At 39.4% G+C, this 12,361-nt stretch carries 7 protein-coding genes; 5 read left to right on the top strand and 2 right to left on the bottom strand.

The window, feature by feature from the left end:
* The first annotated feature begins 66 nt into the window (after window positions 1-66).
* The 3 genes from A9479_RS13150 to A9479_RS13140 all read left to right on the top strand — a co-directional run bounded on the left by A9479_RS13150 (window position 67) and on the right by A9479_RS13140 (window position 5,817).
* Window positions 67-1,284 (top strand): TolC family protein, encoded by a 1,218-nt coding sequence (locus A9479_RS13150; protein ID WP_008468875.1) that lies wholly within the window; start codon window positions 67-69, stop codon window positions 1,282-1,284.
* A gap of 64 nt (window positions 1,285-1,348) precedes the next feature.
* Window positions 1,349-2,605 (top strand): efflux RND transporter periplasmic adaptor subunit, encoded by a 1,257-nt coding sequence (locus tag A9479_RS13145; protein WP_002962258.1) that lies wholly within the window; start codon window positions 1,349-1,351, stop codon window positions 2,603-2,605.
* Window positions 2,606-2,616: 11 nt separating this feature from the next.
* A complete protein-coding gene (locus A9479_RS13140) occupies window positions 2,617-5,817 on the top strand; it encodes an efflux RND transporter permease subunit (protein WP_004588883.1) in 3,201 nt (1,066 codons plus the stop codon).
* A gap of 248 nt (window positions 5,818-6,065) precedes the next feature.
* Here the strand turns inward: A9479_RS13140 and A9479_RS13135 are convergent, their stop codons facing one another.
* Window positions 6,066-6,689, bottom strand: coding sequence for a tyrosine-type recombinase/integrase (locus A9479_RS13135; protein ID WP_004589486.1), 624 nt, complete (start codon window positions 6,687-6,689; stop codon window positions 6,066-6,068).
* 321 nt (window positions 6,690-7,010) lie between these two features.
* Here A9479_RS13135 and A9479_RS13130 point away from each other — a divergent pair, with 321 nt between their 5' ends.
* A complete protein-coding gene (locus A9479_RS13130) occupies window positions 7,011-7,730 on the top strand; it encodes a hypothetical protein (protein ID WP_058155173.1) in 720 nt (239 codons plus the stop codon).
* Window positions 7,731-8,221: 491 nt separating this feature from the next.
* On the opposite strand, the gene A9479_RS13125 is transcribed toward A9479_RS13130, so the two are convergent.
* Window positions 8,222-9,178, bottom strand: a complete 957-nt coding sequence (locus tag A9479_RS13125; RefSeq protein ID WP_064663618.1) for a methylenetetrahydrofolate reductase — start codon at window positions 9,176-9,178, stop codon at window positions 8,222-8,224.
* A gap of 239 nt (window positions 9,179-9,417) precedes the next feature.
* Here A9479_RS13125 and A9479_RS13120 point away from each other — a divergent pair, with 239 nt between their 5' ends.
* The gene (locus A9479_RS13120; RefSeq protein WP_064663617.1) at window positions 9,418-12,300 is read left to right on the top strand and encodes a pitrilysin family protein; all 2,883 of its coding nucleotides are present in this window, start codon (window positions 9,418-9,420) and stop codon (window positions 12,298-12,300) included.
* Window positions 12,301-12,361 lie beyond the last annotated feature (61 nt).

Genomic DNA, 12,361 nt, shown 5'->3' with positions numbered 1-12,361 from the left:
GACCTATTTATCCTTTAATAATGGATAAAGGTTTCGTGTTTATTAATTTTAAAATTAAGAATTTTTATGTATATATATTTAAAAAATGCAGGTTTAGTCCTGTCTTTATGTATGGCTGTGAGTTTTTCAGTTGCCACTTATGCCAAACAGAAAAGTATTTCATGGCTAGATAGTCAAATAAATAAAGATCCCGAAGTTGTTGCGGCTAAAGAGTTACTTAATGCAAGTAATCATAGAGCCAAGAGCTTAACTAAAGCCGTATATAACCCAGAGCTTGAAGCAAGCTATGAAAAAGAGGGTGATTTTGATAATTATTCTATTGGTATCAGTCAAACGATTGATTTTTGGGATAAGCAATCAGCAAATAAAAGCATTGGTGAAATTGGTGTTTATGCAAACCAGCAACAATTGTTATCTCTACTCGATTCTAAAAAGGCTAACGCTTTAACTGCAATAGTTAATTGGCAAGCAGCAAAAAAGGTGGCTCAGTTACTTTCAGTAAGAGAAAATCAATTACAAACGCTCGTTGGAATTATTGAAGATAAGCGAAAAGCAGGACTTTTAGAGCCACTTGACGCTGAACTGGTTTATTTAAACTTGTCCCAAGTTTTCAGTGAAATATCTGAGTCGCAAATTGCTTTGAAAAATGCAGAGGTAAATGTTCAGGAGTTATTGCCTGATTGGACGCCTAATACTACCAATTTGTTTTCATTTACTTTTGGAGCAACAAACTATTCATTTAACTCTCAGTGGGTTGAGGAACATCCAAAAGTTAAACTCGCTAGAGCGCAATGGAAGATAAAACAATCTAAAGCTCAACTAACCACTATGGAATCTAAAGCCAATCCAACCATTGGAGTTAACGCAGGGAAAAGTGGAGATGAAGACTTGATTGGCGTGACTTTCTCAATGCCTTTAAATATCAGAAATAACTATTCAGATACTGTTAAAGCCGCTTATTCAGAAGCAATTGCAGCAGAGGCTAACTTTCGGTCGGTTTATCGAAAGCAGTCATTTGAAGCAAAAGCTAATTATGAATCGCTTATTGTCAGTAAAAAATATTATGAGCAATGGCAAAAACTGACAAAAGGCAGATTAGATAGCAGCGAAAACTTATTAAATAAGCGCTGGGAAGCTGGTGACATTAATACTTCTGACTACTTACTTGCATTAAATCAACGTGCGGAAGGGCTTCATGCAGGAATACGTTTGGAAAATCAATTCAAGCTTGCAGAAATATCCTTCATTTTAAGTATGGGTCAGTTATCCAAATTTGAGATTTGAGCGCTTTGTTTTTTCAGTAGCGAAAAACGAAATCTTAAATTTATTAAAAATATAGGTTACAAAAATGAATACAGTAATTAGTAAAAAATTTTTAGCCGTAGTAATTAGCTGCCTGTTAGTTGGGTTTACTACAAATCATGATGCTTTTGCACAGTCGTCAGATGGAACTGGTTCTGTCACAAACGTTTCGAAACAAGAAGAAAAAGAACATCAAGATGAGCATGAACACGAAAAGGGACATGAAGAAGATAAAGGTGACCATGACGAGCACGGCCATGAAGGTGGTAATAAAGAGGGAGAAGAAGGACATGAAGAAGGTATCACTATTGATCCAAAGAAGATGTCGCTTGCTAACATTAAAGTGGAAAGTGTTAAGCCTGAATATCAATTTAGCTCCGTATATGCACCTGGCGAAATAAAAGCTAATGGCTATAAAAGTTATGTGGTATCACCACGTACAGAGTCAGTCATTATCAGTCGCCATGCAGCGCTTGGCGAGTATGTAGAAATAGGTCAGAAGTTAGTTACATTATTTAGTGAAGCAATGGCACAAGCACAAGCTGACTATTTAATCGCTTCAACCGAATGGCAACGTGTAAAAAAGCTGGGTAATAAGACGGTGAGTGAAAGTCGATTATTACAAGCTGAAACAACATACAATGCGAGCTATGGCAAGCTCATTGCTTTAGGGTTAACTGAAAAAGCAATAAATGGTATTTCTAACAAAGACATTAAAGCATTTGGACAATATGCATTAACGGCGCACCGTGAAGGTGTCGTGCTTCAAGACGACTTTATCCAAGGGCAACGTGTTGATGCTGGGGATTCAGTCATGTTGTTAGCTGATGAAAAACAACTATGGGTTGAAGCAAAAGTTTCTCCAAATAAAAAGCTAAATTTATCAATTGATTCTCCTGCGGTACTTAAATTAGAAGGCCAGAGTTACAATGCCAAAGTTATCCAAGAAGCCCATACAATTGATCCCGTAACTCGTACAAGAATTATTAGATTGGGGGTACAGAATGCTGATGATAACCTTCATTCAGGTATGTTTGTAAAAGTTTACTTTCAGTTTGCCACAAAGCAGAAAGTGATGGCTGTGCCAGAAGAAGCATTGATCCGCAGCGCAGATGGTGATTGGACCGTATTTGTCGAAGACCACCCTGGAGAATTTAAAGCTGTAGAAGTAGAACTAGGCCGAGCCTTAGGTGATTTTAGGGAAATCATTGGCCTTGATAGTGGGACGCGAATTGTAACCAAAGGCGCATTTTTTGTTGCTTCTGAAATCGCTAAAGGCGGATTTGATCCGCATAACCACTAAGGAGCAAGACTATGTTTAATAAAATAATAGATTGGTCTGTTAATAATAGACTCCTGATTTTGATTGCGCTGTTTGCCACAATTGTCGGCGCAATTATGGTTATACCAAAACTAAATTTAGATGCCTTTCCTGATGTTACTAATGTTCAAGTTGCTGTAAATACTGAAGCGCCAGGACTAGCTGCTGAAGAAGTTGAACAACTCATTACGTACCCCATTGAAGCGGTCATGTATGCCTTACCTGATGTAGAACAAGTGCGCTCAATTTCTAAAACAGGCTTGTCTGGCGTCACGGTTGTTTTCAAAGAAGGCACCGACATTTACTTTGCAAGACAACTTGTATTTGAGCGTCTTCAAGCCGCAAAAGAACTGATACCAGAAGGTGTCGGCACACCCGAAATGGGGCCAAACACCTCAGGGCTAGGCCAAGTATTTCAGTACCTTCTTATTTCAGATAAAGATGCAGGCTATGATGCTATGGCACTCAGGAGTCTCAATGATTGGGTAGTAAAATTACTCGTTATGCCTGTCGATGGTGTTACTGATGTACTCTCCTTTGGAGGTATTGTTAGGCAGTACCAAGTAAATGTAGATCCATCTAAGCTTCTTTCTTATAACCTAACGCAAGAAGACGTTGTTGGTGCCCTAGATAACAACAATGCCAATGTTGGCGGATGGTATATGAACCGTGGGCAAGAGCAGCTTGTTATTAGAGGTGCAGGTTGGTTTGAAAGTGGTGACGCTGGTATTAGTAATATCAAACAAGTTCCCGTCAAAACAGTTGATGGGACAGTTGTGACGGTTTCGGATATTGCTAAAGTTGAAATGGGCAGTGAAATTCGTCAAGGTGCTGTCACAATGACGCGCAAAACCGAAGACGGTAAAGTCGAAAATTTAGGTGAAGTTGTCTCTGGCATTGTCTTAAAACGCATGGGGTCTAATACTAAAGCCACCATTGATGGTATCAATGCAAGAATCCCATTGATTAATCAAGCATTGCCTAAAGGTGTTCGCTTTGAACCATTTTATGATCAGGCTGATTTGATTGAAAAAGCCGTTGATACAGTAGTTGATGCACTATTACTAGCATTTATTTTCATCTGTATTGTATTAGCACTATTTTTAATGAATATACGTGCAACCTTCCTTGTCCTAATATCTATTCCAATTTCAATTGGTATCGCGTTAATGATCATGGCTTGGTGGGGCATTTCTGCAAACCTTATGTCATTGGGTGGCATTGCCGTAGCCATTGGTATGCTAGTTGATGGTTCAGTCGTGATGGTTGAAAACATGTTTAAGCATTTAAATAGACCAGACTCTACCCATTTAAAAACTGTAAAAGAAAGAGTGCCTAGTGCTGATACTGATCCACATGATGTAGAACAAGATGAGCATGGTATTAAGTTACGTCTTCAAAATGCGGGTAAAGAAGTGGCTCGTCCCGTATTTTTTGCAGCTTCTATTATTTTAGTCGTATTTACGCCTTTATTTAGCTTTGAAGGTGTTGAGGCAAAGTTATTTCAACCTATGGCAATAAGCATCATTTTAGCTGTTATATCTGCTATTGTGGTTGCGTTGTTTGTTGTACCCGCTTTAGCTACTTATTTATTTAAGTCAGGTGTAAAAGAGAGGGAAAGCTTTGTTCTTAGGCCATTAGACAAACTCTACAGAAAAGGGCTTACATTCGCACTAAAACGCACCAAATTAGTCATTTCAGCCGCACTTATATTAGTTTTCTCTGCCTTTGCATTAGTTCCATTAATTGGTACTGAATTTGTACCTGAGTTAGAAGAAGGGACGATAAACTTAAGAGCAACGCTTGCACCTTCTTCCAGTTTAGATACCGCGCTCACTGTGGCACCAATTCTAGAAGAAAAACTAATGGCTTTCCCTGAAGTAACCTATGCATTAAGCCGAATTGGTCGAGCAGAAATAGGTGGAGACCCAGAGCCTGTGAATAACATCGAAATTTACATAGGGTTGAAGCCTGTTTCTGAGTGGACCAGTGCATCTAATCGATATGAACTTCAAGGAAAAATGGAGAGATCTTTAGAAGAATTCCCTGGGTTGCTACTCAACTTTTCTCAACCTATTGCGACTCGTGTCGATGAGCTACTATCTGGTGTTAAGGCTCAGTTGGCGATAAAGTTGTTTGGGCCTGAACTTGAGGTACTGGCGGCTAAAGGTCAAGAAATAGAAACAGCAATTAAAAACATTGAAGGTGCAAGGGATGTTGCATTGGAGCAAATTGCTGGTGAAGCGCAATTGGTGATAAGTCCTAACAGGCAAGAACTATCACGCTTTGGATTGTCTGTGAGTGACATAATGGAGGTTGTGCGTGATGGTATTGGTGGTGTTGAAGCCGGACAAATAATCAATGGTAATGAACGTTATGATATTTACGTTCGCATAGAGGAAGAGTACCGAAGTAACAAAGAAGCTATTGCTGATATTCGGCTTCAATCACCTACTGGTGCTTGGGTGCGGCTGGGTGACGTAGCCTCAGTCTCATTTGAGTCAGGCCCACCACAAGTTAGACGCGATGATGTACAACGAAGAGTCGTTATCCAAGCAAATGTACAAAATCGAGATATGGGAAGCGTGGTTGCCGATATCAGAACGGTAATTGCTGAAAAGGTTGACTTACCTTCAGGTTATTCTGTTTCGATTGGCGGCCAGTTCGAAAGTCAAAAACGTGCTCAAAATAGGTTAGCTATAGTTGTACCTTTATCGTTAGCACTAATCGCACTACTACTTTACTTTGCCTTTGGTTCTGTTGGTCAAGCTATGCTGATATTGGTCAACGTGCCGCTTGCTGTAATTGGCGGAGTTTTCTCCTTATATTTATCTGGACAATACTTGTCTGTACCAAGCTCCGTTGGCTTTATTACCTTATTTGGTGTAGCGGTATTGAATGGGGTCGTTATGGTAGAAAGTATCAACCAACGTATTAAAGACGGTCTAGAAGCATCTAAAGCCGTTTTTGAAGGCGCTACTTCAAGATTAAGACCTGTACTTATGACTGCTATAACATCAGCTTTAGGTTTGATACCGATGTTAATGTCTAATGGTGTTGGTGCAGAAATACAGCGCCCATTAGCGAGTGTTATTGTTGGCGGCTTGGTAACTGCAACACTGTTAACATTATTTGTTTTACCTGTTTTATATCGCTGGTTTTCAGAGAAAAAAATAAAAGAGCTATCCAGATAAAATTACTGTGAACTCTAACCCCACGCTAAAGTCACGTTTAGCGTGGGGTTATTGAGTAGATGAACGAAAAGAAAGATTAGATTTAACAATAAACTAATAGTCATGACTGCTTTGTCGGAATATTTGTCGTTAAACAGGCCAAAGCTAACTTCCGCTTTCGTATCTTTGCAGTCTTAATCTCTATGTGTCTCAAGGTCGGATTATGGCACGTGCCAGACTCTAACTTCGAGTCTGGCTTAGGTTCAAATTTAAGCATCGATCTGTTCTGATACTTCTAACGCATCATCAACTTCTATTCCCAAGTACCTGACAGTGCTCTCTAGTTTTCTATGGCCAAGTAGAAGCTGACAGGCTCTTAAATTTTTAGTTTTTTTGTAAATTAGTGATGGTTTGGTACGTCTCATTGAATGAGTGCCATATTGAGTCTTATCTAACCCAATTGAGGTGACCCAAGAGTCAACTATACGTCCATATTGACGGGTTGAAAGGTGTTCAGAGGAATGAATTCGTGACTTAAACAAGTAATCATAAGAATTGAGAGTAAATTGCTCTATGAGCGCCACAATTGATTTCCTTGTATTTCCAGTAATTTCAAATTGAACAGGCATACCAGTCTTTTTTTGAACGACTATTGCCCGTGATTGGATTGCTTTACCATGTGCAATGTCATTAACTTTTAGTGAAACTAAATCACACCCTCTTAGTTTGCTATCTATGGCTAGGTTAAATAGTGCTAGATCTCTTATTTTATGAAAAAGTTCCAGTCGTATTCGGATAGCCCATATTTGCTGTAATTTTAGAGGTAACTTTTGTCCTACAAGCTTATTTTTATTCCAAGGCTCTTTAGGCTGATATATAGTTAACTGGTGCATTAGTTGTACTCCGGTGTTTATGGAGTTTTAAGCTTAGCTCGCTACAAAAGAATTCGGGTATGAGCGAGGAGCGGACACTGAAAAGTTAAATTTATTATTACTTCTTTGAGTAAGAGCCTAATTCTGTTCGATAACATTATTAAACGCCGCTTTGGGGAAAAATAACATGCTTAATATCTCGCTATTTTAATTACTTGTTTACAAAGGAAATTATTGGTGAAATTATCGGGGTATGTAATATACGCCGTTTTGGTGTGTTATAAACCACCAAAACGGTGTTCAATAAGCTGTTAGCCATTAATTCATACGTACGGAGTTTATATGCTTACCCATTCCTTCGAAGACCTGACTCAAACGTTTAGAGTTCTGCTTGAATCGAATCAAAGATTAAAACAATTAATTGATATTGATAGAGCAGAAGCCGTGGGTACTGTGGAAACTGCAATTAACGCAAAATTAAATGCATTCCATAATTTATATGATTTGATGGCGCAAGAATTAGGAAAGCCAGTAGATTGGTATTCAGTCCCTGAACTTTGCATAATTCTGGCAATTCGCAATGCTCGCCACCATAACAAAGCAAACAGAATTAGAAGTTTATGGAACTACCATAATCAAGTTTGTGAAAAGCCTACAAACAAAAAGAAGTATCTATACGTAAATTCTGTTGTACCTGAAGAGGAAGAAGGTGGAGGGTACTTTGATATACCTCTATCTTGGTCTGATTTAGACGATTTGTTAACTTTGCCACGAAATGAATCAAGATTGAGAGCTAATGCTAGAGATCTAATTCGTAACTATTTAAATGCAGATAAATTTGAAGAAGAGGCAAAATCTTTAGGTTTCAGTAAATCTCAAATATTTTTCAACTTTGTGCCTTTGTCTCTGAATGCAGGAATTGCATTGCACCCATTTGTGAAAGAGCATGTGACACCTGATTCAGTAGAGTCTGAATTTTTTTTACAGCACTTTGAAAATACAGCCTCAGCACTGACTAAAGAACACGACTATCAAGAGTTCACATTTTCACTACCAGAGTAAATGGCTAACAAGAGTCTAAGGTTACGACAGTCCGCAAATGGCACTCAGCCGATAGTCGGTATAGAGTGGTTTAACTTACAGTGTAAAGCAGTTATATATCGCTAACGTGGTAAATTAGATTGTTTCTGGTAAATTCATCATTTTTGTCGGATGGCGTGGCTCCGCCACTTATCCGACCTACGTCAAAATGTAGGTTGGTTAAGCCGAAGGCGCCACCCAACAGGCTTTCAAATTCACTTTTTATCCGCTCATGGCACAAATGCGACTGTTAGATTTGATAAAGTCCTACAGTTTAAACCTGACAGTTCAAGTTAGTACTTATTAAAATAAACGAAGCTAACTACTTGAACTGGCTTATTCGATGTCGCTTATCATTCTGCCCGAACCCCGAACCCCGAACCCCGAACCCCGAACCCCGAACCCCGAACCCCGAACCCCGAACCCCGAACCCCGAACCCCGAACCCCGAACCCCGAACCCCGAACCTCGCAATTAAGCTATCAGTTTCTCCGCAAGGTTGAGTTCCATTGTGGCTTTTAGCAATCGGTATAAATTAATAGATGCGTCTATTTCTTCTTTACGGTTGGTTAAGCTTTCAATATTTAAGCCCAGCGGCACACCTAAGTGGGCGCAGCTTTTTAAAATTGAGTCGAGGTTTTCGCGACAAATACGCACCGATTCGCTTAATGTATTTTCCGAATCAAGCATGCGCCATTTAGTTGCCTCTGGCACTGAGATACCTAGCCACTGCATAAACTCCAAGGTTTTTTCACCACCACAAGGCGTAAAGGTTAATATAATCCGATTAGGTGTCAGGCCTTGTGCTTTGCATGTGCGCGCATAACTGGTTATTAAATCTATAGTTGCTTGTGCGTTGTAAACGGCTTGAGAGATAAAAAACTGGCACCCTTGTGCTGTTTTTTCTATTAAGCGTTGGTGCTCGTTGCGCTTATTGGCATGGCGCTCAGCAATGGTTACACCACCTAAAAAGAAGTCTTCAGACTGCTCTGCCAGTGTTTTATAGGCATTCGGTAAGCTCAGCTTTATATCTCCCGCTGATGAAGGACTACCCACTAACACCACGTTTTTTAAATCGTAGTCATTTTTAGTTTCATCTAACCACGCTTTAAACTCACTCACACCGCGCTGAGCTACACTTTTATAAGTAATTACATCAAGATCAGATAAGCCTCGTAAGAGTTGACTGTACTCGCGCGGATCAACTGTTTGCTTAAATGCAAATGGGCGCGCTTGCTCTGTACGGCTGCTTTCATCTTGAATGTCATAAATAATCACACCGTCATATTCAATTTCGTGTAAACGGCCTAATAATTTTTCGGCAATGACTGTTAATTGCGCTTTATCAGTCCCAATTTTTGGCGGTGTTGTGCCAATTAGGTAAACACCTTGGTTGGTGTCCTGTATTTTTTCTTGAAGTGATAAAGCCATAATCCTCATTCCAGCTTAATTTGTGATGATGGATTTAATATAGCAGCCATTTAGACGTCTAGATAGATTTATTTATTGAAAGTTTCTCAACTAACGTGAATTATTTTCATAGTTAAATTAAATAACTGACACAGTTGTTTACATAATTAATAGGCTTAGGGCTCTTATATTTAATTACTTTACGGCATACTTAGTTTGGTAAATGTTTTAAAAATTGCTCAATTTAAAAAGGGATAACAATGAAATTTAAATTATTGGCAACTAGCCTAGCGGTATCGCTGGCCTTAACAGGTTGTGCTATGCCGCAAAGTCAAAACACGCAAACAGCAGCTCAACAAGAACAAGTTAATAAAGCAGATGAGCGTGTTTTTTCACAAGATTACCTAATAGAAGAGCTAGATAACGGCCTACGTGTGATGGTAGTTAAAACCGATTACCCAGATGTAGTATCGCTACAAATACCGGTATCTGTTGGCTCGCGTAATGAAGTGGAAGCAGGTAAAACTGGTTTTGCTCACTTTTTTGAACACATGATGTTTAAAGGCTCACAAAAGTTTCCGCAAGATGTGTATTCAGATATTCTAAAAAATTCAGGGGTTGATAACCGCGCCTACACAACTAACGATTACACTAACTACCACTTAAATTTTTCAAAGCAACATCTTGATAAAGTACTTGAGATTGAAGCTGATATTTTTCAAAACCTAAGCTACACCGAAGAGCAATTTAGAACCGAAGCGCTAACGGTTAAAGGCGAGTACTTAAAAAATAACGCCAGTCCAATTCGTAAATTATTAAGTGCAGTACGCCAAGAAGCGTTCGAAAAACATACCTATAAACACACTACTATGGGCTTTTTTGAAGACATTGAAGCTATGCCAGATCAAATGGCCTACGGTAAAGAGTTTTTTGATAAGTTTTATAAGCCTGAATATGTATCGCTTGTGATTGTTGGTGATGTTGATCCAAAAGAGACCATGGCGATGGTTAAAAAGCACTGGGGTAACTGGCAAAAAGGCGACTATGTTGCTGATATTCCAAAAGAGCCAACTCAGCAAGCGCCAAAATATGTGCATGAGCAAAACGAGGGATTACCTGGCCATTGGTTACTTGTGTCGTATAAAGGGGCTGCATGGGAGCCTCAGAAAAAAGACAGAGCCGCATTAGATTTACTGTCGCAGCTTTATTTTTCGAGCAATTCAGATATTTACCAAGAGCTGGTAGTAGAAAAGCAAATAGCGAGTCAAATGTTTACCTATAACCCTGAAACTAAAGATCCAGGGTTACTGCATGTATTTGTAAAAGTTGAAAATGCCGATGACTTAGCCACAGTGCGTGATGCCATTAACCGTACTTATGCTAAAGCACGCACTGAGTTGGTTGATAGCCAAAAACTCAGCGATTTAAAGTCTAACCTTAAATACAGTTTTATAAATGGTTTAGATTCATCGCAAGCAATTGCCTCTACACTTGCCAGCTATATGCATTTTGAGCGCGATCCTGAGGTGATTAACCAACTGTATAAATCGGCAGACAATATCACTAGCGAAGATATTAGAGCCGTTGCAAATAAGTATTTTGTTGATAATGCGCGCACCACAATTACTATGTCGGCACTTGATAAAGCCCCTGGTTTTGAACAAGAAAGCGACTTAAATGCTTTGGTAGCCAAGTATCAGCAAACACCGAGTAAGCCTATCTTTAAGGTGCTGGATAAAACCAATAGCTCGCCGTTAATCGATATTAACTTATTATTTAATACCGGTGCCGCTGCCGATCCGCAGGGTAAAAAAGGTGTAGCGGCACTGACTGCCGCAATGCTGGCGCAAGGTGGCTCAACCTCAATGAGTTACAAAGATATTAAAAAGGCAATGTACCCGCTGGCGGGTAGTTTTGGTTATCAAATAGATAAAGAAATGCTGTCGTTTCAAGGGCGTATCCATAAAGATAATGCAGCTCAGTGGTATGCTTTAGTGAGTGAGCAGCTTCTAAACCCAGGCTTTAGAGAAGATGACTTTAAACGTCTGAAAAAAGAAATGATCGATGGCATTAAATCGGGTTTAAAAGCTTCTAATGATGAAGAGTTGGGCAAAGAAGTGCTCTACAGTGTGCTTTATAAAGGCCACCCTTATGAAAGCTATAACTACGGTGATTTATCTGATTTAGAAGCGCTTACTCTTGATGATGTTAAAGCGTTTTATAATGCTGAGCTTACACAAGCTAAACTTACTGTGGGTTTAATTGGTGCTGTGCCTAAAAAGCTTAAAGCACAAATGTTAGCTGACTTAGCGACACTCCCTAAAGGCGAACAAAGCCGCTTAACAATCCCTGATGCGCCAGAACTTAAAGGTCATCATGCAACGATTGTTGAAAAGTCAGCGCAATCAACGGCTGTGTCGTTCGGGTTCCCTATTGATACCATTCGTAGCAGCGAAGACTGGACCGCCCTGTGGTTAGTGCGCTCGTACTTTGGTGAGCATCGCAGTTCTAACAGTTACTTGTACGAACGTATTCGTCAAACGCGTGGTATGAATTACGGTGATTACGCCTATATTGAATACTTCCCTAGAGGTATGTTTCAAACAAAACCTGATGCAAACTTAGGGCGCTCTGAGCAAATATTCCAGGTGTGGCTGCGTCCACTGCGCTCAAACAACGATGCGCATTTTGCTACCCGTACCGCATTATTTGAACTAGATAAGCTAATTAAAAATGGCATGACTGAGGCTGATTTTGAAGCTACACGTAACTTTTTAATTAACTTTGTGCCACAAATGGTTGCTAGTCAAAATCGTCAGTTAGGTTATGCGTTAGATAGCGAGTTTTATAACACCGATAGTTTTGTAAACTACGTCACAAGCAAACTGAAAACATTGACTGTTGACGATGTAAATCGAGTGATTAAAGATAACCTACAAACTGAGAATATTCACTATGTGTTTGTTACCGGTGATGGTGAAGATATGCAAAAACGTTTAGCAACTATGCAAACCTCGCCTATGGTGTATAACACCGATAAGCCTTCCGAGTTAGTGGCTGAAGATAAGGTAATTGCTGATTATAAACTGGCAATTCCTGCAAAAAATATTGAAGTAGTAAAGGTGGATAAAGTATTTCAATAATTTAAGTTTTTAAGTATTAAAAAATGCCCCTGTGCATTAAGCATTGGGGCATTTTTATATT

The organism is Pseudoalteromonas sp. MQS005 (genome assembly GCF_001661605.1).
GTDB lineage: Bacteria > Pseudomonadota > Gammaproteobacteria > Enterobacterales > Alteromonadaceae > Pseudoalteromonas > Pseudoalteromonas tetraodonis.
The sequence above is the reverse complement of the archived record's forward strand: the minus strand, read 5'-3'. Positions and strand labels throughout refer to the sequence as shown.